The organism is Microbacterium canaveralium, assembly GCF_047238045.1.
In the GTDB taxonomy this organism is placed as follows: Bacteria; Actinomycetota; Actinomycetes; order Actinomycetales; family Microbacteriaceae; genus Microbacterium.
Genome location: NZ_JBDFMA010000003.1, coordinates 942821 through 966333 on the forward strand (window position 1 = coordinate 942821; position 23513 = coordinate 966333).

General features: G+C 72.9%; 19 protein-coding genes. 8 read left to right on the forward strand and 11 right to left on the reverse strand.

Going from position 1 to position 23513, the window contains the following annotated elements; genetic code table 11:
• Positions 1–10: 10 nt before the first annotated feature.
• Positions 11–1429, reverse strand: coding sequence for an O-antigen ligase family protein (locus ABC271_RS05350; RefSeq protein ID WP_412923861.1), 1419 nt, complete (start codon positions 1427–1429; stop codon positions 11–13).
• Between the two features lie 63 nt (positions 1430–1492).
• On the opposite strand from ABC271_RS05350, the gene manA reads away from it, so the two are divergent.
• The 4 genes from manA to ABC271_RS05370 all read left to right on the forward strand — a co-directional run bounded on the left by manA (position 1493) and on the right by ABC271_RS05370 (position 7434).
• The gene (gene manA, locus ABC271_RS05355) at positions 1493–2647 is read left to right on the forward strand and encodes a mannose-6-phosphate isomerase, class I (RefSeq protein WP_412923862.1); all 1155 of its coding nucleotides are present in this window, start codon (positions 1493–1495) and stop codon (positions 2645–2647) included.
• Positions 2648–2787: 140 nt separating this feature from the next.
• Positions 2788–3111 carry a WhiB family transcriptional regulator gene (locus ABC271_RS05360; protein WP_412926105.1) on the forward strand — a complete coding sequence of 108 codons (324 nt, stop codon included), beginning with the start codon at positions 2788–2790 and terminating at the stop codon, positions 3109–3111.
• Between the two features lie 91 nt (positions 3112–3202).
• The gene (locus tag ABC271_RS05365) at positions 3203–6040 is read left to right on the forward strand and encodes a glycosyltransferase (RefSeq protein ID WP_412923863.1); all 2838 of its coding nucleotides are present in this window, start codon (positions 3203–3205) and stop codon (positions 6038–6040) included.
• Positions 6037–7434 (forward strand): DUF5719 family protein, encoded by a 1398-nt coding sequence (locus ABC271_RS05370; protein WP_412923864.1) that lies wholly within the window; start codon positions 6037–6039, stop codon positions 7432–7434. Before ABC271_RS05365 ends, ABC271_RS05370 begins: the two co-directional genes overlap by 4 nt.
• A 30-nt stretch (positions 7435–7464) precedes the next feature.
• Here the strand turns inward: ABC271_RS05370 and ABC271_RS05375 are convergent, their stop codons facing one another.
• A complete protein-coding gene (locus ABC271_RS05375; protein ID WP_412923865.1) occupies positions 7465–7896 on the reverse strand; it encodes a hypothetical protein in 432 nt (143 codons plus the stop codon).
• A gap of 124 nt (positions 7897–8020) precedes the next feature.
• Here ABC271_RS05375 and ABC271_RS05380 point away from each other — a divergent pair, with 124 nt between their 5' ends.
• The gene (locus tag ABC271_RS05380; protein ID WP_412923866.1) at positions 8021–8227 is read left to right on the forward strand and encodes a DUF3499 family protein; all 207 of its coding nucleotides are present in this window, start codon (positions 8021–8023) and stop codon (positions 8225–8227) included.
• Positions 8228–8292: 65 nt separating this feature from the next.
• Here the strand turns inward: ABC271_RS05380 and ABC271_RS05385 are convergent, their stop codons facing one another.
• Positions 8293–9135, reverse strand: a complete 843-nt coding sequence (locus ABC271_RS05385) for an RDD family protein (protein ID WP_412923867.1) — start codon at positions 9133–9135, stop codon at positions 8293–8295.
• A gap of 16 nt (positions 9136–9151) precedes the next feature.
• On the opposite strand from ABC271_RS05385, the gene ABC271_RS05390 reads away from it, so the two are divergent.
• The 3 genes from ABC271_RS05390 (at position 9152) to katG (ending at position 12934) form a co-directional block, all read left to right on the forward strand.
• Positions 9152–10147, forward strand: a complete 996-nt coding sequence (locus tag ABC271_RS05390; RefSeq protein WP_412923868.1) for a stage II sporulation protein M — start codon at positions 9152–9154, stop codon at positions 10145–10147.
• A gap of 70 nt (positions 10148–10217) precedes the next feature.
• Positions 10218–10679 carry a Fur family transcriptional regulator gene (locus tag ABC271_RS05395; protein ID WP_412923869.1) on the forward strand — a complete coding sequence of 154 codons (462 nt, stop codon included), beginning with the start codon at positions 10218–10220 and terminating at the stop codon, positions 10677–10679.
• Complete coding sequence (gene katG / locus ABC271_RS05400; RefSeq protein ID WP_412923870.1) at positions 10676–12934, forward strand: catalase/peroxidase HPI; 2259 nt, start codon at positions 10676–10678, stop codon at positions 12932–12934. The genes ABC271_RS05395 and katG overlap by 4 nt, the downstream gene beginning before the upstream one ends.
• A gap of 163 nt (positions 12935–13097) precedes the next feature.
• Here the strand turns inward: katG and ABC271_RS05405 are convergent, their stop codons facing one another.
• The 8 genes from ABC271_RS05405 to ABC271_RS05440 form a co-directional block, all read right to left on the reverse strand.
• Positions 13098–14057: an NAD-dependent epimerase/dehydratase family protein gene (locus tag ABC271_RS05405; RefSeq protein WP_412923871.1), complete on the reverse strand. Its 960-nt coding sequence runs from the start codon at positions 14055–14057 to the stop codon at positions 13098–13100.
• The gene (locus ABC271_RS05410) at positions 14054–16702 is read right to left on the reverse strand and encodes an alpha/beta fold hydrolase (protein WP_412923872.1); all 2649 of its coding nucleotides are present in this window, start codon (positions 16700–16702) and stop codon (positions 14054–14056) included. The genes ABC271_RS05405 and ABC271_RS05410 overlap by 4 nt, the downstream gene beginning before the upstream one ends.
• Positions 16699–17721 (reverse strand): 3-oxoacyl-ACP synthase III, encoded by a 1023-nt coding sequence (locus ABC271_RS05415; protein WP_412923873.1) that lies wholly within the window; start codon positions 17719–17721, stop codon positions 16699–16701. Before ABC271_RS05415 ends, ABC271_RS05410 begins: the two co-directional genes overlap by 4 nt.
• 222 nt (positions 17722–17943) lie before the next feature.
• Entirely contained in the window at positions 17944–19245 is a 1302-nt protein-coding gene (locus tag ABC271_RS05420; protein ID WP_412923874.1) for a DUF58 domain-containing protein, read from the reverse strand.
• Positions 19245–20174 carry an AAA family ATPase gene (locus ABC271_RS05425; RefSeq protein WP_412926106.1) on the reverse strand — a complete coding sequence of 310 codons (930 nt, stop codon included), beginning with the start codon at positions 20172–20174 and terminating at the stop codon, positions 19245–19247. The genes ABC271_RS05420 and ABC271_RS05425 overlap by 1 nt, the downstream gene beginning before the upstream one ends.
• A gap of 125 nt (positions 20175–20299) precedes the next feature.
• On the reverse strand, positions 20300–21463 hold the full coding sequence (locus ABC271_RS05430) for a DUF4350 domain-containing protein (protein ID WP_412923875.1): 1164 nt from the start codon (positions 21461–21463) through the stop codon (positions 20300–20302).
• Entirely contained in the window at positions 21460–22131 is a 672-nt protein-coding gene (locus ABC271_RS05435; RefSeq protein ID WP_412923876.1) for a DUF4129 domain-containing protein, read from the reverse strand. Before ABC271_RS05435 ends, ABC271_RS05430 begins: the two co-directional genes overlap by 4 nt.
• A complete protein-coding gene (locus tag ABC271_RS05440) occupies positions 22128–23471 on the reverse strand; it encodes a glycerophosphoryl diester phosphodiesterase membrane domain-containing protein (RefSeq protein WP_412923877.1) in 1344 nt (447 codons plus the stop codon). Before ABC271_RS05440 ends, ABC271_RS05435 begins: the two co-directional genes overlap by 4 nt.
• Positions 23472–23513 lie beyond the last annotated feature (42 nt).

Below are 23513 nucleotides of genomic sequence, written 5' to 3' on the forward strand. Positions count from 1 at the left end.
GCGGCGCGGGTCAGGGGCGACGCCGGTTCGCGACGAGCGCCGCGTGAAACTCGCCGCGCTCGATCGCGATGCTCTGCTCGGCGGGACCCACGCCCACGAGAGGGGATTGCTTGATCTTCGCTCCGAAGAGCACCACGAACAGCCAGCCCCACAGCAGCAGCGGAGCGGAGTCGGTGAGCCCCTGCACGACCAGGAGTGCTCCGATCAGCGTCGGCAGCAGAGTCAAGGGTGAGTAGGGGCGGTCGTCGCGCAGATCCCACCGCGGACGATCGATCGCGAAGAACCACGACCGCCACACGTAGGCGAGGAACACGAGCGCCAGCAGCACGACTCCCACGCCCCCGAGCTGGAAGTACGCGTCGAGCCACATGCTGTGCGCCTGCACCACCGTCTGTCCGTTGTCGACGATCCATCCGTCGATGACGGGTTCGGAAGCCAGCCACGGAGTCGAGAAGCCCCAGCCGAGGATGGGATGCTGGTCGGCGCGGGCGAGCACATCAGCCCAGACGCCTTCGCGTCCCGTCAGATCCGCACCCCGCCCGAGGAGCCCGAAGATCCCCTCGCGCCCGAACCACAGCGCGGCACCGCCGCCCACGCCGATGAGGGCGTACAGCACGTACCACCGGGTGCGCTCGCCGGGTCGACGTGCCGTGCGCATGACCAGCACGGTCGCGAGCACGAGGGCGACGAAGGCCGCGGCGACGACGGCCGTGACGGAGCCGGCGCGGAAGAACAGGAAAGCGGCGACGGCAATCCACCCCCACAGCAGCGAACGGCGCGGAGCTCGAGCGGCATAGCGGATGCCGAAGACGATGATCGCGACGACCATCACGGCACCCAGCAGGTCGGCGTTTCCGAAGATGCCCCGGAGGGGGCCGCCGTCGAAGAGGTTGCCGGCGGACCACGGCGCGATCGGATCCGCGTCGCTCTCCGCCATGACGAAGCCGGGAAGGAGGGGCCCGCGTACGAAGAGCGCCACGGCGAGTTCGAACAGCAGCGATGACGCGACGATCCACTTGGCGGCGGATGCCACGGCGCCCACGACGTCGCGCCACGTCAGGACGGCGCCGATGAACAGGCCCTGGAGGGTCGTGACGACCAGGAGGAGCCAGGTGAGGAGGGATGCCGCCGGCCACGCGCTCCAGATGATCGACAGACCCGCCCAGGCGACGTAGCCGAACGCGAGGAAAGGCAGGCGTCGCAGTGCCACCGGAGGGCGGATCGAGGCCCACACCGCGCCCGACACGACCGCGGAGGCGAGGGCCACGACGCCGGCGGCGGTGGGGCCGATGGCGTGGACGACGCCGACGCCGCCCAGCGCGAGGACGAGGACGACGACGCACCACGCGCGCAGCAGAAGATGCCCCGTCGTCTCGCGCGGCGGCGCGGTCGGCAGCGCCGAGACCGGGTGGGTGGTGTGCATCGCCATCGTGAGTTCAGGCTACCGCCCGTCCTCTCGGGAGCCGAGGGTCGCGACGCTAGGCTGACGCCCGTGCTGATCGAGATCTCGAACACTCCCCGTGACTACGCGTGGGGCAGCTCCACGCTCATCGCCGGCCTCGAGGGCCGGACGCCCTCCGGGGCTCCCGAGGCCGAGGTGTGGTTCGGGGATCACCCCGGGTCGCCCGCGCTCGTGCACGACGGCTCCGATCGGACCCTCGACGCCTGGCTGTCCGAGCACGCGGCCGCCGCGGGCGTGCCCGCCCGGCTTCCCTATCTCTTGAAGCTCCTGGCGGCGGGGGCGCCGCTGTCGATCCAGGTGCATCCGTCGAAGGATCAGGCCGTCGCCGGTTTCGCCCGGGAGGAAGCTGCCGGGGTGCCGCGCGAAGCGGGGGACCGCAACTACAAGGACGACAATCACAAGCCCGAGGTCATCGTCGCGCTGAGCGACACCTTCACCGCGCTGGCGGGACTGCGCGATCTCGGCGCCACTCGGCGGCTGCTCGCGACGCTCGGCGAGAGCGACGGGGTCCGCGCCCTTCGTGAGCGACTGGATGCCACGGAGCCCGCCGACGCTCTGCGCGCGGCGATCGGGTGGGTGCTGGGGGAGGCGGACGTCGCCCTTGTCGAGCAGATCATCGAGGCCGCGGCATCCGCGGAGTCCGACGAGTTCGCCGCCGAGTCAAAGCTGACTCGCACGCTGGCGTCCGCCTACCCCGCCGATCCGGGCATCGTCGTCGCGCTGCTGATGAACCTCGTCGAACTGCGACGCGGTGAAGCGATCTTCGTTCCGGCGGGGGTGCTGCACGCTTACGTCGGGGGCCTGGGGGTGGAGATCATGGCCGCCAGCGACAACGTGCTGCGCGGTGGCCTGACCCCCAAGCACATCGACGTGGCGGAGCTGCTCACCCTCGTCGACTTCCGGCCCGCGGCCCCGCCGGTCCTCGCGGCGCGCGACGCGGGCGAGGGGGTCGAACTGTTCGCACCCGGCATCCCCGACTTCTCGTTGGCGCACGTGACCGGTGCCGGAACGGTCGACCTCGACGGCGTGTCCATCGCCCTGTCGGTCGACGGCGAGGCCGTGGTCACCGGCGCTTCGGGAACGCGTGTCGCTCTCGCGCCGGGACGGGCCGCGGTTCTCACCCCGGACGAGTCTCCGGTAGCAATCGCGGGCGGTGAGGTGTTCGTCGCGATGCCGGGGAAATGACGCGCGACACGCCGAGACGCCGTCGTGAAGGTTCACCTCGCCCTTGAGGGTTTACGATCCGCGACTTGACCAAACCGAATGACACGGGTGTAATTACTCGTACGCGGCAGCGTCTGGGATCGAACGAGGGGGAGGACGAGATGGCGACATCGCAGTACCGGTCCGGTGTCCCGGACAACTGGTTCGTCGATCCGGTAGACCTCGGTGTCCCCGGCGTCCGCCGTGACATCGATGTCACCGAAGAGAACACTCTCGCCTGGCAGACCGATGCCCTGTGTGCGCAGACCGATCCCGAGGCCTTCTTCCCCGAGAAGGGCGGCTCGACCCGTGACGCCAAGCGCATCTGCACCTCGTGCGATGTGCGCTCCGAATGCCTCGAGTACGCCCTGCAGAACGACGAGCGCTTCGGCATCTGGGGCGGCCTCAGCGAGCGCGAGCGCCGCAAGCTCAAGCGTCGCGCCTGACACACGGCATCCGTTTTCCTTTCCTGAGGATCCAGGGCGGATCGGCGCGGCGTCCGCGATCACCGAGCCCCCCGCCTAGGCTGACCACGCCATGCCCGCCCGTGTACACGCCGTCCTCGTGGTCCGCCCCGAAGGGCGCATCCCCACTGCCCCTCATCTCACGCGCACCCTCGATGCGCTGGCCGCTCAGACGCGTCCGGTGGACGCGCTCACCATCGTGCTGTGCGGGAACGACCCCGCGCTGACCCGCATCGCGGCGGAGTCGGGCGCCGAGGGAGTCATCACGGCATCGGCGGGCACGTCCTTCGCCGCGGCGACGGCCCTGGCCACACCCCGTCTGACGGGGGATGCCGTCTGGCTCCTGGCCCAGGACACTGCGCCTGACCCTGACGCCCTCCTTCGTCTGGCCGGGGCGCTGGAGCTGTCGTCGTCACTCGCGCTTGCCGCTCCCAAGCTCGTGGCGTGGGACGACCCGGCCGAGATCGTCTCCCTCGGCGTGAGCATGACCCGCTACGGTCGCGCCGTCGAACTGGCCGCGGGTGAGCTCGACCAGGGCCAGCGCGACGGAGACGCCGACGTGCTCGGTGCGGACGTGCGCGGCATGCTCGTGCGCCGAGAATCGTGGCGGGCGCTCGGCGGCCTCGACCCGGCGCTCGGCGGCGCGGACGAGGGCCTCGATCTCGCGGTCCGGGCGCGGCTCGCGGCCGACCGGGTGTCGCTCGTGCCCGCCGCGCGAGTCGCCGTTGCGGGCGACGGTGTCGCGGCGATGGCGCGCGGGCGCAAGTTCGCCCGGCGCCGGGCGTTCTCCGAGCGCACGGCGGCGCTCCACCGCCGCCTGGCCTACGCGCCCGCGGCGACCGTCCTTCTGCACTGGTTGTCGTTGCTGCCGCTCGCGCTCTGGCGCACGATCGCCCACTTGGTCGGCAAGGTCCCGCACAAGGTGATCCCCGAGTTGGCGGCGACCCTGCTCGTCATGGTCAGGGTTGCCGCGGTCGCCCGCGCGCGGCGCCGGATCCGGGCGGTGCGGACCGTGGGATGGTCACGGCTCGCGGCCCTCCGCGTGTCGCGGTCCGAGATGCGGCTGCGGTGGGAGAGCGACGCCGTCGAGAGCGACGCCCCGGTGCGATCCGAACTCCGCTTCTTCGTCGGCGGCGGAGCCTGGGCCGTCCTGGGGGCGCTCGCCGTCTCCGCTCTGCTGTTCGCCCCGCTCCTGGCGTGGCCCGTGCTCGGTGGGGGCGGCCTCGAACCGTTGCGCGCGACGGTCGCGCAACTCTGGCAGGACGCCGCGTGGGGTGCGCGCCCGCTGGGGCTGGACGTCGTCGGTCCGGCGGACCCGTTCTCGGCCCTGCTGGCCCTGATCGGCTCGCTGTCGCCGGCGGAGCCGTCGCGCGCGCTCGTCGTGCTGTGGATCCTCGCCCTGCCGCTGGCGGTTCTGGGCGGATGGTTCGCCGCCACCCGCGTCACCGAGTCCTCCCTCCTCCGGATCACCGCCGCGTTCGCGTGGGCGCTGGCCCCGACCTTCCTGGCGGCGATCGTCGAGGGACGTCCCGCACCGCTGCTCCTTCATCTGCTGCTGCCTTGGCTGTTCTTCGCGGGGAGTGTGGCGCACCGATCGTGGGCGCCCGCGGGAGCGGCATCCATCGTTCTCGTCGCCGTGCTCGCCTGCGCGCCCTCGCTGGCGCCGGCGGTCGTGGTGCTGTGGTCGGCCGCCCTCGTCGTGGTGGCGCTCGTCGCGCCGCGCGGGATTGCTCGGGTCGTCTGGTTGCTCGTGCCGTCGATCGTGGTGTTCGCCCCGCTGATCTGGACGCAGGTCAGGCTCGGCAACGCGTGGGGGCTCCTGGCCGACCCGGGCGTGCCGTTCGCCGGCGACGAAGCCACCGCCGATCCGCTCGGGCGCGCTCTGGTCGCGGCCGGGTTCCCCAGCGCCGACCCGGGTGGCTGGGCGGCCCTGACCGATGGCCCGGTGTGGTGGGTGGGTCTGCTGGTGGCCCCCCTGGCGGCGCTCGCGCTGCTCGCGGTTCTGACCCCCCGCTGGCTCACCGCGACGGGCTTGCTGCTGATCGCCGCGACCGGGTTGGCGACGGCGTTCGCCGCGGTCGGGATCGCGGTCTCGTTCGATCACGCGACGCCGGTGGCGCTGTGGCCCGGTTCGGGCCTGAGCCTGGCGTGGATCGGCGTGGTGGGGGCGGCGGTCACGGCCCTGGACGCCGGCATCGTCGAGCGCGTGCGTGCACTGCGACCGATCGGCGCCGTGCTGGCGCTCGTCGCGCTGATCGTCGCGGTCGCTCCGTCATTGACCGCGATGACGCCCGAGACGCCGCGCGCCGCGCTCACCAACGGCCCCGTCTCGACCCTTCCGGCGTTCGTGGCGGCGGAGGGGCGCGGCTCGACAGCGGTGGGGACCATCGTCCTCGATCCGCGTGCCGACGGACTGCGCGTCGACGTGGTCTGGGGCGGAAGCTCGACCCTCTCCGGGCAGAGCACTCTCGAAGCCACGCGCACCGAGGCTCGCCCTGCCGACCAGGAACTGGCCTCGTTGGCCGCGGACCTGGTGACACCGTCCTCCCAGGATGCCGTCGCCGCACTCGCCGCCCGCGGTATCGGTTTCGTCCTGCTCGAGCCCGGCCCCGCGGGTGAGGACGACGTCATCCGGGGAGCCCGCCTGAGTGCGGCGACCTCGCTCGACCAACGGGACACCCTCGACGGCGTGGGCGCAACCGCGCGCGGCGACCTGTGGCGGGTGACGACGGACGTGGAGCCTCGCGCCGCCCTCAGCGCTCAACAGGTGCGTCTGCAGCAACTCGTGGCGGCGGGGTCGCTCGGCGTGCTCGCCGTGGCCCTGCTTCTGGCCGTTCCCACGGCCGCGTCGCGCCGCGTCGCGCGCCGCACCCCGCGCACCGTCGGTATCGTCCGGGGAGGTTCTCGATGAGCGACCGTCGCGTGGCCCGGTGGGCCACCACCAGTGCCCGCGTCATCGCGGGGAGCGCCGTCGCGGCGGCCGTCGTCGTCGGAACCGTCGCCGGCATCGCCGCCCCGTGGCCCACCAGGGTCGCCGATCCCGTCCGCGTGCAGGTGACGCCGGCCCCGTCCGACACGGTTCTGGCGTGCGACGGTCCCCTCTTCGCTCTCGGTCGCACCGCCGAGTCCGCCGGAGGGCTGAGCGTCGCCGCCGCGCAGGACATCGTCGCCGGTCCCGATTCGGCCGGGGCGGAGACGTCGCGTCTGACGGGAGCGACCGGCGACGGATCGGGGGATGCCACGGCGTTCCGCGCGTCCCCGACGGACCGCACGGCCACCGCGTACGCCGCCGCCGGGTCGGCCACGGCCGCCTCGAGCGACCTCATCGGCTTCAGCGCTTCCGCCTGCCGGCCGCCCCTCGCGGAGTCGTGGCTCGTCGCCGGCGCCAGCACGACGGGAGCGAACGATCTCGTGATCCTCAGCAACCCGGGCGACGTGGCGGCGACGGTGCAGCTGTCGATCTATGGGGCGCAAGGCGTGTCGTCGCCGCCCTCGGGTGCGGACATCGTCGTTCCCGCCCGCGGCCAGCGCGTGATCCCTCTGGCGGGACTGCTGCTCGGTGAGGAGAGCCCGGTCGTGCGTGTCGTCGCCACCGGCGCACCGGTCCGAGCGTCCCTGCAGGCCACTCTCACCCGCGTGCTGCTGCCCGGCGGCAGCGATCAAGCCGCGCCCCTCGCCCAGGCAGCGACGTCACTCGTCCTCCCCGGCGTGCAGGTGCTCACGAGCGGCGGAGGGGATACCAGTGCGCTCCTGCGGCTCCTCTCTCCCGGGACGGACGCGTCGGCAACGGTCACGATCACGCCCGTGGGCGGTGACACCCCGGCCGAGGAGCCGCGGACGATCGACCTCCCCGCCGCGACACCCACCTCGCTCGACCTGTCCGGACTCGCGCCCGGCGCCTACACCGTCTCCGTCGAGGCGACGCAGCCGATCGTCGGCGGCGCGTGGTCGACCACGGGGTTCGGCGAGGGCGCCGACTTCGCCTGGTACGCCCCGGCCCCGGCCTTCCCGGCATCCGGTCTCGTGGCCGTCGCCCCCGGTGCGGGCGGATCGCTCGTCATCTCCGCGGATGCCGCCGGGGGAGCCGCCTCCGTGACACTGACACCGCTGGCGGGCGGCGACCCGCTCACCGTGTCGGTGCCCGCGGGCGGGTCCGCGGCGGCGAGCGTGGCCGCCGGAGTGTACGAGCTGGCGCCCGATCGACCCGTCCACGTCGCGATGTCGTACTCGGCGCCGGGAGCGCTCGCCGGTTATCCGCTCTGGCCGGCGGACGCCGCCGCGGGAGCCCTCACGGTTCTGCCGTGAGCCGGTAGCCGTCAGAGCCCCAACACGGGCTCAGAGGAAGCGGAAACGCTCGGAGCCCAGATCCCACGGGTCGCGGTCGAGATACTCCGCGGCCGCCCGGAAGACGGCCGCTTCGATCATCATGCGACGGTGCAGGTCGTCGTCGATGTGCGGGTGCCCGAGGCGTTCGATCGGCACGCGGTAGAGGATGATGCGCTTCTGCTCCCGCAGCACCTGCCAGCGCGGAATCGCTCCGGTCGCGGCGGGCGGCATGATGCCGATCTCGAAAGACACCTCGCGCAGGTCGCTCCACGCGGAGCGCAGGAACTCGGCCGCGGTACTCACCGCGACGTCGAACCGTTCGATTCGCGTGTCCAGCGGCGGGAGCGGCGGCCGGACGACGGGGCTGCGGTTCTCGCGACCGTGGCGGCCGTGGCGCGAGGGGCGCGCGACCGGCCGGGCCTCACGGGTTCGACGACGCATGCGCCCATCCTACGTTCGTCGGGGTGGTCGAGCGGTCCGCTGCCCGGCTGCGCGCCGACCCGCCCCGGTCCGCGGCGGCGCGGCGTCGACGGCCGCGCGCCGGGTCGGCCTAGGCTGACCCCCGATGCGCGACAGACTCTGCTCGAAGGTGGCCTGCGCCCGCGAGGCGGTGAGCACCCTCACGTACGACTACGGCGACCAGATGGCCGCCCTCGGCCCGCTCGGTCGGGCCGGAGATCCGCACGCCCACGATCTGTGCGCCCTGCACGCCGATCGCCTCTCGGTTCCGCGCGGCTGGGTTGTCGTGCGGCACGAGACGCTGCGCACCTGACGCTGTCGCGCCGCGCCTCACGCCTGACGCTGTCGCGCCGCGCCTCACGCCTGACGCTGTCGCGCTCACGCGGGGGTGGTGAGGGCGGCGGCGCGCTCGTTCTCCAGGACCAGGGCTCGGTATTCGCGCTCGCGTCGGACGGCCGCCACGGCGCGGACCAGGGTCTCGGGGTCGACGGCGGGAAGAGGCGCGACGTAGGGCCTCACCGCATCCGCGAGACCCGCGGCCACGCGCGCGCGGGCGGCCGGTTCGAGGCTGTCGGCCCCGCGCACGAAGTGCGCCATCCGCGCCGCCACACGGTCGGGGAGCCGTGACACGTCGGCGACCGCCGCCCACCCTTCCATCGCCGGCGGGATGCCCGGCGCGGCGGCCGGCAGGGGGCGGGTGCGGGTCCGTTCGGATGCCGTTCCCGCCAGCAGGTCGCCCAGCCGCTGCGCCCGCGGGGTGAACATGCCGACGATCGCCGCGATGCCGCCGATCGTGAACCACAGTTCCAGCACACCGACGAGCGCGCGAATGAACGCCTGTCGGAAGCCGGCGGCCCCGCCGTCGACGCGCACGATGCGACCCCCGACCGCCCAGCGGCCCAAGCTGCGCCCGCGCGAGAGCGTCTCGACGGTCGTGGGGACCACGACCATCACGACCACGAGGAGGGCGACGAACCCGATGCGCAGGGCGCTGTCGGGGATCGTTCCGCTCGCGACGAGCGCCGTGAGCAACAGCGCGCCCGCGATCAGCAGCACGATGCCCGCGACCATGTCGATGAGGCATCCGACCGCCCTCAGGAAGAACCCGAGCGGCTGGATGTCGAGCGCAACGGCTTCTCCGGTGAGCGTCTCGTCCTCCGCGGCGTGCACGCGCACGGTGGCGGGAGTCGGGACCGTCGGGGATGCCGCGGGGGATGCCATGCGTACAGTTGACCACATGGACCTCGACGCCCTCACGGCTGCCCGGCGGGAGGAGTGGGCGCGACTGGATGAGCTGGGTCGGACGCGGCGGCTGACCGGGCCGGAGGTCGACGAACTCGTCACCCGGTATCGCGCCGCCTCGGCGGACCTCGCCGACATCAAGACCTCGGCGGGGCGGACGCCGCAGGGGGACCACGTCTCGATCCTCCTCGCGCGCACCCGGCTGCGGCTCACCGGGGTTCGCGAGAACGTGCTGCGCCAGGCGCCGCGCTTCTTTCTCCGGCAGCTTCCCGCTGCCCTCTACCGCGTCCGCTGGACGACGATGACCATCGCTCTCGCCTTTCTCGTCGTGGCGACCCTCGTCGCGCTGTGGATCTCGTCGGACCCGCAGGCGGTGGCGGCGCTGGGCTCGCGGAGCCAACTGCAGAACTACGCCGACGAACAGTTCGTGCAGTACTACCGCGAGAACCCCAACGCGATCTTCGCCGGCACGGTGTGGACGAACAATGCTTGGATCGCCGCACAGTGCGTGCTGTTCGGCGTCACCGGCTTCTGGCCGCTGATGGTGATGATGCAGAACGCCGTCGGGGTGGGATCGTCGGCGGCGATCATGATCGCGTTCGACCGCGCCGACGTGTTCTTCCAGTTCATCCTCCCGCACGGGCTCCTCGAGCTCACGGCGATCTTCGTCGCCGGGGCCGCGGGGTTGCACATCTTCTGGGCGTGGGTGGCGCCGGGCCGTCGCACGCGCGCGGCGGCGCTCGCGGCGGAGGGTCGCGCGCTGGCGACGGTGGCGGTGGGGCTGGTGTTCGCCCTCGGTCTCTCGGGGCTCGTCGAGGGGTTCGTCACGCCGTCGATGCTGCCGTGGCAGGTCAAGATCGCGATCGGCGCGGTGGCTCTCGGCGTCTTCCTGGCGTACATGCTCGTGCTCGGCCGGCGCGCCTTCCGGGCGGGGGAGATGGGCGACGTCACCGAGTACGAGGGCGGCACTCCGACGCTCACCTCGGGCTGAGGCATCCGAGATTCTCGCCGTTCCCCGGCGCGTCATTTTTGATTAACTCAAAAATACGTAGGGTGGAGACATGCTCGACGATCGGACGGATGCCACCGCGGACGCGCTCCTGCGCGGCGCGGGGCTGCGGGTCACCGCGACCCGCATCGCGGTGCTGGGGGCCTTGCGTTCCCGCCCGCACGCGACCGCCGACGACGTCTTCGACACCATCCGGGGCACGCTCCCGGGTACCAGCATGCAGTCGGTATACAACGCGCTCGGCGACCTCGCCGACGCGGGGTTGGCGCGACGCATCGAGCCGGCCGGGCACCCCGGCATGTTCGAGTTGCGCGTCGGGGACAACCACCACCACGTCGTGTGCACCGGCTGCGGTCGGGTCGACGACGTGGACTGCGTCGTCGGCGAAGCCCCGTGCCTGCACGTGCCCGAAGGCAGCGGTTTCCTCATCGAGACCGCCGAGGTGACGTTCTGGGGCGTGTGCCCCGATTGCCGAGCGAAGTCCGAAGCCGAAAAACCGAGAGGATCCCGATGAGCGACGCTCTGAACGGGTGCCCCGTCTTCCACGACGGTGCCGCCCCCGACGACAACCGACTGCCGGTGGGCGAAGCCCCCGCCGACAGCGAGCCGGCCGGTGCCCTGCCCCACCCGACCCGCGGGTCGGCCAACCGCGTGTGGTGGCCCGACAGCCTGAACGTGAAGATCCTCGCGAAGAACAACGAGAAGCGCGATCCGCTCGACGCGGGCTTCGACTACGCGGCCGCCTTCGAGGCGCTCGACCTCGCCGCCGTGAAGGCCGACATCCAGCAGGCACTCACCACATCGCAGGACTGGTGGCCCGCCGACTTCGGTCACTACGGTCCGCTCATCATCCGCATGGCGTGGCACAGCGCGGGCACGTACCGCGTGACCGACGGCCGCGGCGGCGCCGGCGCCGGCATGCAGCGGTTCGCGCCGCTGAACAGCTGGCCCGACAACGTCAACCTCGACAAGGCCCGCCGTCTGCTGTGGCCGATCAAGAAGAAGTACGGCCAGTCGATCTCGTGGGCCGACCTCATGATCCTCGCCGGCAACGTCGCGCTCGAGGACATGGGCTTCCCGACCTTCGGCTTCGCCGGTGGACGCGCCGACGTCTGGGAGCCCGACGACGACGTGTACTGGGGCCCCGAGACCACGTGGCTCGGCGACGAGCGCTACGCCGGCAACCGCGAGCTCGAGAAGCCGCTCGCGGCCGTGCAGATGGGTCTCATCTACGTCAACCCCGAGGGCCCCAACGGCAACCCCGATCCGCAGCTGTCGGCACACGACATCCGCGAGACGTTCGGCCGCATGGCCATGAACGACGAGGAGACCGTCGCGCTCATCGCCGGTGGCCACACGTTCGGCAAGACCCACGGTGCCGCCAGCGACAGCAACGTCGGCCCCAACCCCGAGGCATCCGACATCGAAGACCAGGGCTTCGGGTGGAAGAACAGCCACGGCACGGGCAAGGGCGACGACACCATCACGAGCGGTCTGGAGGTCACCTGGACGTACCACCCGACGCGCTGGGACAACGAGTTCTTCCACATCCTCTTCGCGTACGAGTGGGAGCTCTTCCAGAGCCCCGCGGGTGCTCACCAGTGGCGTCCGAAGAACGGTGGGGGCGCCGACATGGTTCCGCTCGCCCACTCCGAAGGCCGGCGAGAGCCCCGCATGCTCACCAGCGACCTGGCGCTCCGCGTCGACCCGGCGTACGAGAAGATCTCGCGCCGGTTCGCGGAGGACCCGGCCGCCTTCCAGGATGCCTTCGCCCGCGCGTGGTTCAAGCTCACCCACCGCGACATGGGCCCCCGCGCCCGCTACCTCGGCTCCGAGGTCCCGGCCGAGGTCCTCGACTGGCAGGACCCCGTGCCCGCCGTCGACCACGCGCTCATCGACGCCGCCGACGCGGCGGCGCTGAAGCAGCAGATCCTCGACAGCGGTCTGTCCGTGCAGCAGCTCGTCACCACGACGTGGGCCGCCGCCTCGACCTTCCGCGGCAGCGACAAGCGCGGCGGCGTCAACGGCGCGCGCATCCGTCTCGAGCCCCAGAAGAACTGGACGGTCAACAACCCCGAGCAGCTGGCATCCGTGCTCTCGGTCCTCGAGGGCATCAAGGCCGAGTTCGACGCGCAGGCGGCGGATGGCAAGAAGGTCTCGATCGCCGACCTGATCGTGCTCGCCGGCAACGCCGGTGTCGAGCAGGCCGCCCGCGCCGGCGGCGTCGAGGTCGAGGTGCCCTTCACCCCGGGCCGCACCGACGCGACGCAGGAGCAGACCGACGTGGAGTCCTTCCGCTGGCTCGAGCCCCTGGCCGACGGCTTCCGCAACTACGCCTCGCGCGAGACACGGCTCCCGGCCGAGTACCTGCTCCTCGACAAGGCGAACCTGCTGACGCTCACCGCGCCGGAGACGACGGTGCTCGTCGGCGGCCTCCGTGCGATCGGCGCGAACTGGGACGGCTCGGACTGGGGCGTGTTCACCGCGACCCCCGGTGCGCTGACCAACGACGTGTTCGTGAACCTCCTCGACCTCGGCACGACGTGGAAGCCGCTGGATGCCGGCAAGCACGCGTTCGAGGGGACGAAGGACGGTTCGGGCGAGAAGGTCGGCATCGGCACCCGCGTCGACCTCGTGTTCGGCTCGAACTCCGAACTCCGTGCGATCGCCGAGGTCTACGCCTCCGACGACGCGAAGGAGAAGTTCGTGCGCGACTTCGTCGCCGCGTGGCGCAAGGTCACCGAGCTCGACCGGTTCGACCTGGTCTGAGTCCCGCATCCGGAAGGCCCGTCCCCGCTGGGGGCGGGCCTTCCGCGTCCCGTCTGGACTTCCGATAAACGCCGTACCTCTCGAGACACGCGACGACACCGCGTGTCTCGAGAGGAATCGCGTTTATCGGAGGGGCCGGGAGCCGGGGGACGGATGCCGGGTGTCAGGCGATGGAAAGGCGGCGCAGGCCCTCGTCGATCGAGACGGCGGGCGTCCAGCGCAGGTCGCGGCGGATGTCGGTCTGATCGAACCAGTGCGCTGTGGAGAGCTGCTCGGCGAGGAAGCGCGTCATCGGCGGCTCGTCGCTGCCCGGGCGCACGGCCCACACCCGCTCCACGAGCCCACCGGCCGTACGGGCCAGCCCCGCGGGCACGCTGAACCGCGGAGGTCGCACGCCCGAGGCGCGGCAGATCCCCGCGAGCAGGTCGCCGACGGGCCGCGGCTCGCCGTTGGTGAGGACGTACACGCGACCGCTGACCTCGTCGACGCGATCGAGGGCGGCCACGATGCCGCTCGCGGCGTTGTCGACGTACGTGGAGTCGATGAGGGCCGTGCCGCCGTTGAGCAGCGGCAGCCGCCCGCGACGTGCGCGGTCGACGACGCGTGCAATGAGCTGCGTGTCGCCCGGTCCCCACACGAGGTGCGGCCGGATCGCGACGAGCGAGGTCGCGTCGCCGCTCCGGGACAGGGCGAGCAGTTCGGCCTCGGCCTTGGTCCGGGCGTACTCGCCGCGGGCGGCGGACGGGTCGGCGGGCTCGGCGCCCACCCCGGCCAGGGCGTGTCCCGCGTGGGCGACCGAGGGCGACGAGACGTGCACGACGCGCGACACCCCGGCCGCGGCGGCTGCGTCCAGAAGTGTCCGGGTGCCCTCGACGTTGACGGCATGGAACTCGGCGGGATCGCCCGCGAGCGACACCTTCGCGGCCAGGTGCACCACCGCGTCGACCCCGGCAACGGCGGCGGATGTGGCATCCGGGTCGGTCACCGAGCCCCGGTGGTCGTCGGCGCCGGGAACGCCCGAGGGGCGGCGCTGCAGGGTGCGGACGTCGTGCCCGTTCTGCTGCAGCGCGCGCACGACCGCGCGCCCGAGGAACCCGGACGCGCCGGTGGCCAGGACCTTCACGGTGCCGTCGGCCGTTCGCCGGCGAGCACGCGCGCGGCCCAGGCCGCGAGCCGTGTCCGGTCGATCTTGGAGTTGTGCCGGATGTCGGTCGGAAGGGTTGGCACGGCGAGCACGGCCGCGATCTTCTGATCCGTCGCGCCCCGCACGACCTCGGTGAGACCCGCGGATGCCACTCCCGCACGCCGCACGCCGGGGTCGCGTTCGATCACGACGACGACCACCTGACGGCCGACGGGGCCGACGCCGACCGCGGCGGCGCGCACGACGCCGGGCACGGCTTCGACGTCCTGCTCGATGCCGACGGGCGTGACCGGCCCCTCGGCGGTCGTGATGACGTGGGGGAGACGCCCCTCGATCCACAGGCGACCAGCGGCGTCGAGGTGTCCGACGTCGCCCGTCCGGTGCCACCGGCCGCGCAGATCGCCGAGGTCGCGGGTGGCCTCGCGGTCCGTGAGGAAGAGGCGGAAGTAGCCGCGCTTGAGGTGGGGTGCGCTGATCACGACCTCGCCGGTGACCCCCGCTTCCGTCGTCGGTGCGCCGGTCGCGCGTCCCTCGGCGTCCACGGCGGAGATACGCACGCGACCGCGGCCGATCGGGGTTCCCACGCAGACGCCGTGAGCGCCGGAGGCGGTGGCATCCTCGATCTCCGGGAGCGTGACGTCGGCGACCAGGAGGCACTCGGTCATGCCGTACGGGGTGTGCGCCGTGGCGTTCGGCATGAGCTCCTGCGCCCGCCGGAGAAGCGCCGTGCCCACCGGGGCACCCGTCGACAGGAACGTGCGCACCCGCGCGAGCGCCGCGCGGTCATCGGCGGTGAGCACATCGGCGGTGGCGACGACGTTTCGGACGGCGGCGGGGGAGAGGAAGACGATCTCCGCGTCCGAGGCGCGGACGGCGGCGGCCACGGCGGTGGCGGTGAGCGTGCGCGGCGCCGAGACGTCCATGTCGGGCGTCGCCGAGCGCGTCCCCAGCGTCGGCCCCAACAGGGCGAACGGGGCGAACCCGGTCACGAGTCCCGTGTCGGGCCGCACGGCGAAGTGCTCGGCGAGGGCATCGCGCAGCCCCGAGAGTTCGCGATGCGTGTAGACGACGCCCTTCGCCGGTCCCGTCGATCCGGAGGTGAACAGGATCGCCGCGTCGGCGTCCGCGGTAGGTGGCGCGGGCAGCGTCCGCCCGCGGCCGGCGCGGGCCACGTCGGCGAGCGTCGCCTCGACGCCCAGCGCGCGCATCGCCGCGGCCGGCAGAGCCGCGGCCGACAGGCGGCGTCCCGGCCAGCCGAGCGCCCGCGCGGCGGCGAGGCCGGCGACCTCGCCGATCACGACGTCGGGCACGGCGCCTCGGACGGCGCGGGAGAGCCCCCGGATGCCGAGCCCCCGGTCCGCCACGACGACGACCGCGCCGATGCGCAGACACGCGTACAGCGCGGCCGTGAGCGTGGGCCCCGGGGGGACCAGGAGCGAGACGCGGTCGCCCGCGCGGACGCCGAGGACATCGAGTCCCGCGGCGAGCTCGTCGACGCGGGCGGCGAGCTGCCGCCAGCTCACCCGCAGCGGGGCATCGCCGCGGCGCGTGGCCATATCGATGACCGCGACATCGTCGTCGTCGCGACGGGCCGTGAGCGCGTCCCACAGGGGAGCCGGCGCGGGGGTCTCGTCGACGGGCGCGGGCGCGGGGGCGGCCGCGCCGGGGACGACCCGCTCAGCGAGCCAGTCGAGCACCGCGTCGGCGTAGGGGCGCTCCTCGGCCATCAGATGCCCGGCACCCTCGTACCGGTGGACATCGGCGTGCGGCAGCCGGTCGACGAGATCATCGAGGTGCATCTCGAGGAACACCGGGTCTTTCGGTCCGCGGAGCAGGAGCGCGGGCACCGCCAGGTCGCGCAGACCCTCGGCCAGCGCACGCAACGCTGGGGTGCTCTCGTCGGCCGCCGTGGCGGGGATATCGGCGACGAACGCACCGACGCCGCTTCGGCGTGCGGCCGTGGCATACGGCGCGCGGAACGCCGCGCGCACCGCCGGGTCGAGGTCGGCGAGCGCGAGGGTGGTGTCCAGGAATGCCGTCGTCCCGGTGGTCCCGGCCGCGAGCACCCCGCGCGCCGTGGCGACACGGAGCGGGAAGGGGAGCGGAGCGTCCTCGGGATGATGCACCGCGGTGTTCAACGCGATGACGGCGGCCACCCGTTCGCTGTTCTGCACGGCCCACCCGAGCGAGACGGGGCCGCCCCAGTCGTGCCCGATCGTCACGATCGGCTCGTGGATGCCGAGGGCGTCGACGAGGCCGGAGAGATCGGTGATGCGCTGCGCGAGCGTGCGCCGCAGCTCGGTGCGCTCGGAGAAGCCCATCTCGAGCTGGTCGATCGCGACGACGCGCCACGCGGGGCCGTTCGCCGTGGCGCGCGCGAGGGAGGCGTTCACGAGCGCTCGCCAGAGGTAGGACCACGTCGGATTGCCGTGCACGGCGATGATCGTGCCGACCGGGGTGAGGCCGCGTTCCGCGAGCGCGGCACCCGTGTCGAGCACGTGCCACGTGCGCCGGTTTCCGGCATCCGCACCGCCGCCGTCGACCTCGACGAGTCGGGAGAGGGAGGGGTCGAGGCCCGGGAGGCCGACCGGGGGGAGAGTCGCGGAGAGGCCCGTGACCGTCACCAGGCCAGCTCCAGCATCCCGGTGTTCAGCCCGGAGCCCACTCCCATCAGCAGCACGCGATCGCCGCGACGCAGGGTCTTCTGCTCGGCGGCCAGGGTGATCGGGATCGACGCGGGGCCCACGTTCCCCAGGTGCGGGTACGTGACCGGGACCCGGGCCCGATCGAGCTTGGCGGCGCGGACGATCGCCGAGGTGTGCACCGAAGAGACCTGATGGGTGACGTAGCGGTCCATGCCCGACCACGAGAACTCGCCCCGCGCCTCCTTCCACGCCGAGACGACGAGATCGAGACCGCCCTTGAGCAGGGCTTTCGCGTCCGTGAACATGCCGTCGACGCTCCCGACGCAGAGGTCGTAGAACTCCGTCGCGGCGCGCGTGACGCCGCCGACGATCCGGTGCCCCTCGGGGTGGTCGCTCGCCCGGCCGAGCACCGCGGCGGCCGCACCGGAGCCCAGCGTCAGCGAGGCGAATTCCTGCATGAACGCGTCGCGGTCGAGGTCTTCGCGCACCAGTCGGTTGATCGTGTTGACCTGGATCTCATCGGCATCCTCGCCATTGACGATGAGAGCGTACTTGACCTGGCCGGACTGGATCATGCCCGCCGCGAGGCTCATGCCGTTGATGAAGCCGAGGCACGCGTTGGCGACGTCGAAGTTGATCGCCGAACTCGGCAGACCCAGGCCGTGGTGCAGCCGCACCGCGACGGACGGCTCGAGGTGCTTGCGCGTGACGGAGGTGTTGATGATGAGCCCGATCTCGCTCGGGTCCACTCCCGCTTCGGCGAGCGCCTGCTTGCCCGCGGCGATCGTGGCCTCGTCGGACGACTCGCCCTCCGCCCAATTGCGGCGCTCCACCACTCCGGCCACGCGTCGGAGGAGTCCCGGCTTCAAGCGGAGACGCGAGAGCGCGGGCGCGAGTCGCTCCTCGATGTCATCGGAGGTGGTCACGCGACTGGGCAGCACGCTCGCCACCGACACGAGGGCCACGTCGTCGAAGCGGGTGGTGGCGTTTCCTGGCAAGAGAGCTCCGCATCCTGTGCGTAGACGGCCGAACCCAGCGCGAACGGACGCGCCGGCGGCGGGAAGGGTACCCCCCAGGATAAGCCGCGATGTATACGAGCGGATGCATGGCCGGCTGTGTGCTACTCCCGGAACGCCTCGGGGCTCGCTCCGCGGGGCCGGTCCGCGGTTCGACGCCGCCAGCCGCGACGTGCGGTGCGCGCCGCGGTCGGGCGGCCGCTCCTACAGACGCCCGGCGGCTTTGAGCGCGAGGTAGCGGTCTGCCACGAGGGGCGGCAGGTCGTCGGCCGACGCGGCGACGGCATCGCCGCCCGCGCGCTCGACCGCCGAGCGCACACGCTCGGCGTCGGACCGGGCCCGTTCGACGGCCGCGGCGGCGTAGACGGCCGCCGCGTCGTCGCGCGCCGGTGGCTCGCCCGGTCCGTCGGTGGCCGTCGCCACGAGGAGGCGGGAGCGTGCCGCGATGGCCGGCAGCGATGCCAGGAACCCGCGCGCGGCCTCCGGATCGTCCGCCGCGGTCAGCAGCACCACGAGGGCCGGGCGCTGAGTGAGACCACGGACCTGGGCGAAAGCGGCATCCCAATCCGTGTCGATGAGCTGCGGCTCGACGGGGGCCATCGCGTCCACGAGGGCGGGGAGGAGCTGCGCGCCGTCGACGCGCGTGACGCGGGCCCGCGTGACACGGTCGAACATGAGCAGGTGCACATGATCGCCCGCGCGCGCCGCGAGCGCGGACAGCAGGAGCGCCGCTTCCATCGCGGCATCCAGGCGCGCCCCGTCGCCCACCCGCGCCGCCGCCGTGCGGCCGGTGTCGATGAGGATCACGACGTGACGATCGCGTTCGGGTCGCCATGTGCGCAGCATCGTCGTCCCCGCCCGTGCCGTCGCCCGCCAGTCGATCGAACGCACGTCGTCGCCGCGAACGTACTCGCGCAGACTGTCGAACTCGGTGCCGGCACCGCGCACATGAAGGGTGGTGTTTCCATCGAGCTCGCGCAGACGTGCGAGCCGCGAGGGCAGGTGCCGTCGCGAGGTGAACGGGGGAAGCACGCGCAGGCGGGCCGGGGCCGGGATCGTCGCCTGTCGTCCGGCCAGGCGCAGCGGCCCTTCGGAACGGATGACGACGAACTCGCTCCGCAGCTCTCCTCGGCGTCGCGGGAGCAGCGACAAGGCGGCGCCCCGGCGTTCACCGGGCGGCACGGCGAGCGACAGCCGTTCGAGCGGTGCGCCCGCGGTCGGCTGCCACGCATCGCGGACGCGTGCCCGCAGCATCCGTCGGCCGCCGTTGCGCACGCGAAGCTCGCCGGTGACCGGCTGATCCCGCAGCGCACGCTCGGGGAGCACGCGGGAGACCTCGAGGGTCCGCGCGTTCGCGGCGAGAAGGACGTCGGCCGCCGCAAGCCCGGCGCACAGCAGCACCCATCCGCCGACCACGGCCCAGGGCGAGGCCCCGGCAGTGGTCAGCAGGATCACGGGGACGACCCCGAGCGCGACGAGCAGGGCCAGACGGCCGGTGACGTACATCAGAGGGGGACGCGGGTCTGCTGCAGAACCGACGTCAGAACGGCATCCACCGACACGCCCTCGATCTCCGCCTCGGGACGAAGTCGGATGCGGTGGCGCCACACGGGCACGAGCATCGTCTGCACGTGGTCGGGCGTGATGGCGGGGTATCCGCCGAGCCACGCCCACGCCTTCGCGGCGGCGAGCAGGCCCGTCGAGGCGCGCGGGCTCACCCCGAGCAGCACGGACGGGCTCTGCCGCGTCGCGCGGGCCAGATCGACGACGTACCCGAGCACGTCATCGGCCACCGAGACGGATGCCGCTGCGCGCTGCGCCGCGAGGATCTCGGACGGCGTGATGACGGCATCCACTCCCGCCTCGCCGAGACGGCGGGGATCGAATCCGTCGGCGTGGCGACGGAGCACGTCGACCTCGGCGTCACGGCCGGGCAGATCGACGACCAGCTTGAGGAGGAACCGGTCGAGTTGCGCTTCGGGCAGCGTGTAGGTGCCCTCGTGCTCGACGGGGTTCTGCGTCGCGGCGACGAGGAAGGGGTCGGGGAGCGGCCGGCTCACGCCGTCGGACGAGACCTGACGCTCCTCCATCGCCTCGAGGAGCGCGGCCTGCGTCTTCGGCGGGGTGCGGTTGATCTCGTCCGCCAGCAGCACGTGCGTGAAGACGGGGCCGGCGCGGAACTCGAACTCTCCGGACCGGGCGTCGTACACCAGCGATCCCGTGACGTCGCCGGGCATCAGGTCGGGGGTGAATTGCACCCGTCGCGTGTCCAGCCCGAGCGCGCGGCTGAACGAGCGCACGAGCAGCGTCTTCGCGACCCCCGGCACACCCTCCAGCAGAACGTGGCCGCGGGCGAGCAGCGCGATCAGGAGGCCCGTGATCGTGCCGTCCTGGCCGACGACCGCTTTGCCGACCTCGGTGCGAACGCGGTGCATCGCCTGCCGCAGTTCGGCGTCGCGAACCTCCCGGCGAGGAGCGACCGAGGCGCTCGGCGAGGGCTCGACGGCGTCGGCGGCGGCCGGGAGGTCGTCGGAGGCGGGGGAGCCGAGAGGACTGTCGGTCATCGGGGGGTCCTTTCCGTTCGGAGGGTCGCACGCACGCTCGTCTCGAGATCGCGCAGGCGGTCGCTGGCCGCGACGAGCTCGCGGTCGGTGCGGGGGGAGTCGTCGATCAGGATGCCGCGTACCACCGCGCGGTCGGCGCCGAGCCGTTCCGCGACGGCGTCGGCCACCTGTTGCGCCGGTGTGCGCGCGGAGAGGCCCAGAAGGCGCACGAGGCGGCGGCGCGCGGCGCGACGCAGTTCGTTCAGCGCGTGGTCCGCGTCGCCCGAGGCGGCGTAGAGGCGGGCGCGGCCCTCCGTCGTCTCGCTCACTCGCACCGTCACGGGCAGCCGCTCGGCCACGAGCGGTCCGAACCGTCGTCCGCGCCAGACGGCCGCCGTCAGCCCCGCCACCAGCAGGAGCACCATCGCCGGCGTCACCCACGGGGGAGTGAGGTCGCCGAGGGTGGGAACGGCCGTGCCGGTGTCGGCATCGGCGGGCGACGGGACGTACCACACGAGCGTGGGGGACCGGCCGAGGAGGCCGACAGCGACAGCGGCGTTGCCGTCGAGGGGGAGAGCACGATTGGTCAGGACCGACAGGCCGTCGAGCGCCGCCGTCGTGCCCTCGCCGTTCTCCCGGACGAGGACGCCGAACCCGCCCTCCGCGGGATAGCAGCCCGTCACCCCGTCCCCCGGACGGTAGAGCTCGCCGACGCGGCTGGGTCCGGCCGCTCGGGCCGCGGGCACGTCGCAGGACGGATCGACCGGACGCTCCTCGACGACATCGGCGAGCGACGAACCGTTCACCAGCAGGTCGAGACTCCGGGAGCGGGGCTCGATGAGCACCACGTCGCGAGCTTCCGCCGCGAGCCGCGCCAGGCCGGCATCCGAGAGCATCGGAGCGTCGCGCAGGACCAGCGTGGCGGGGGCGGCCGCGAGTTCGCGCTCTGCGGTGGCGCGATCGCGCGCGATGACGACACGCACGCCCTGCTGCTCCAGGACGCGGACGAGCGCACGCGTGCCCTCGGGCGCGGGGGAGCCGGGCTCGAGGGCGTCGCGCGGAGTCCATCCCCCGAACACCAGCGTCGTTCCGATCAGCCCGACGACCGCCAGCGCGGCGACGAGGGCGAGCCAGCCCGCGCCGATCCGACGGCGGGTCTTTGAAGCGGTCGTGGACGTCACGGGACGACCGCCCCGGCGCCCGGTGCCCCTACGCGGGATCGCACGGCGTCGTCATCGAGGCGGCGGACGAGGTCGTAGGCGGCGGCGGTACCGGCGCGCCCGAGGTAGCGGACGTCGTCGAACGCCGCGGCGCCCCGCGCAGCGGAGGCATCCAGAGTCGGGAGTGTCTCGCCGGCGGACCGGGCGAAGGCGCGCGCGGTCGCTCCCGGCGGGGGATCCACGATGCCGCGCTCGGTGAGTCCTCGAGCGAACGCGCGGAAGCGCAGAACGATCGCCTCGTCCCAGTCGGCGCGGTCCGCTGCGGTCGCGGCGTCTGCGCGGAGCTCGTCGGCGGAGCGCCCGTCGTCCTCGTCGAACACGGCACGTGCGGGTGGTCGGCCTCGAGTAGGCGTGCGGGGGCGCCCCCAGATCAGCAGGCCGACGATGATCGCCGCGACGACGAGGACGGCCAGAACCACGAAAGCCCACGGGCCCCAATCGCCCGAGAGGGGAGCCGTGAACAGCCCCTCGATGAAGTCGCGGACCGCCCGCGCCGCACGGTCGAAGGCCGTCGGTTCGGCCGCGCGATAGACAGGGTCGGCGAGTTCGCGCTCCGCCCACTCCCGCGCCTGGTCGGCGTCGGGGAGCAGCGGCACGAACGTCGACCGCGACCCGATGCCCAGGATCACGGGCTCGGGGGAGGGCCGCCGGGAGCGGCCCAGGCGGTCGGGTCGGACGACGCAGGAGGGGTGGGGGGCTGCGGCGGGCGGGGCGCCTGCGCCGGTGCGCCGGAGGGCTGGACGGGTGGCGGCGGCGCGGGCCACGACCCGTGGGGAGCTCCGGTGCCGGGGGCTCCCGGGACGGCCGATGCCGGTGCCGGCCAGGATGGCGCGGCGGCCCCGGGTACGGGCGACGCGGGGAACGGGGCCGTCCTCCACGCGGGCGCGGGCCGGGGCGCGCGACCGAGCCCGATCCGGTACGGGTCGATGAGCCCGGCTGCACCCCCGTCGCGCGCCTCCACGTAGGTGGCGAGGTCGTGGTCGAGACCCTCCACCCGCATCCGCGCGTCGACGTACACGAGCACCGCGGACGTCGACTGGACGACGACGGCGATGCACTGCACGAGCAGGATGCCGATCTGCCCGACGAACTGGATGACGACGAAGGCGACGAGACCGCTCGGGTCGTCGGCACCGGTGGGCGCGACGATGGCCGAGATCCCGCCGGACAGAAGGCTCAGGGGGATCGAGATGACCTGCGCGACGAACCCGAACGCGAGCGAGATGATGACGATCACGCCGAACGTCGACCAGAAGCGCCGACGCGTCAGCACCCAGGATCGGACGATGGCCCGGCGGATGCCCACGCCCTCCAGGATCATGGCGGAGGGGACGAGGAACAGCTTCGTCGCCAGCCACAGATACAGAGGGACGAGTCCCAGCGCGAAGAGGACCCCCAGCACGATTCCGAGCGGAAGGACCGCGAGTCCGACGAGGACGGCGATCCCGCCCAGCACCGCGATCACCACCGTCGCGGCGAGCAGGGTCAGCAGGGCGTACCCGAGGAGGGGGAGGAAGACCGGTCGAACGCGGCGCCACGCGTCGCGCAGCGTCGGCTTCTCGGCCACGACGGCGGAAGCGACCTCGGAGACCACGACCGCTTGCACGAGCACGCTCAGGGTGCCGGCGAGGGCGCCGAGCACGAGAGCTGCGACGCCCGTGAGGGCGATCGATCCGGTCAGGACGGCGTCGAACTCGTCGCTGCCCTCCACGAGTGTGTCGAGTCGCGAGAAGCTGGCGACGGCGACGGCGGCGAGCGCGGCGCTGACGATCAGATAGGCGACCGTCTGGACGACGAGGGCGAAGCCCAGCAGCACCCGCGGATTGTGGCGCAGTGCCACGAAGGAGCGGCCGAGGATCGTCCCGAAGCCGTAGGGGTGCAAAGGCACGATCCCGGCGCGCGAAGCCGGCGTCCAGGCGGGGTACGCGGTCACGATGGTGGCCTCCTCGGCGGTCGGCTGTGGATTCATCGTGTCACACACCCCCGACACGCTCAGCCTCTTCGCGCGCAC

Coding starts and splice junctions, on each gene's coding strand:
- ABC271_RS05350 (WP_412923861.1), bottom strand. CDS start 1,429: ATGGCGATGCACACCACCCACCCGGTCTCGGCGCTGCCGACCGCGCCG.
- ABC271_RS05360 (WP_412926105.1), top strand. CDS start 2,788: ATGGCGACATCGCAGTACCGGTCCGGTGTCCCGGACAACTGGTTCGTC.
- ABC271_RS05365 (WP_412923863.1), top strand. CDS start 3,203: ATGCCCGCCCGTGTACACGCCGTCCTCGTGGTCCGCCCCGAAGGGCGC.
- ABC271_RS05370 (WP_412923864.1), top strand. CDS start 6,037: ATGAGCGACCGTCGCGTGGCCCGGTGGGCCACCACCAGTGCCCGCGTC.
- ABC271_RS05375 (WP_412923865.1), bottom strand. CDS start 7,896: ATGCGTCGTCGAACCCGTGAGGCCCGGCCGGTCGCGCGCCCCTCGCGC.
- ABC271_RS05380 (WP_412923866.1), top strand. CDS start 8,021: ATGCGCGACAGACTCTGCTCGAAGGTGGCCTGCGCCCGCGAGGCGGTG.
- ABC271_RS05385 (WP_412923867.1), bottom strand. CDS start 9,135: ATGGCATCCCCCGCGGCATCCCCGACGGTCCCGACTCCCGCCACCGTG.
- ABC271_RS05390 (WP_412923868.1), top strand. CDS start 9,152: ATGGACCTCGACGCCCTCACGGCTGCCCGGCGGGAGGAGTGGGCGCGA.
- ABC271_RS05395 (WP_412923869.1), top strand. CDS start 10,218: ATGCTCGACGATCGGACGGATGCCACCGCGGACGCGCTCCTGCGCGGC.
- katG (WP_412923870.1), top strand. CDS start 10,676: ATGAGCGACGCTCTGAACGGGTGCCCCGTCTTCCACGACGGTGCCGCC.
- ABC271_RS05420 (WP_412923874.1), bottom strand. CDS start 19,245: ATGTACGTCACCGGCCGTCTGGCCCTGCTCGTCGCGCTCGGGGTCGTC.
- ABC271_RS05425 (WP_412926106.1), bottom strand. CDS start 20,174: ATGCACCGCGTTCGCACCGAGGTCGGCAAAGCGGTCGTCGGCCAGGAC.
- ABC271_RS05440 (WP_412923877.1), bottom strand. CDS start 23,471: ATGAATCCACAGCCGACCGCCGAGGAGGCCACCATCGTGACCGCGTAC.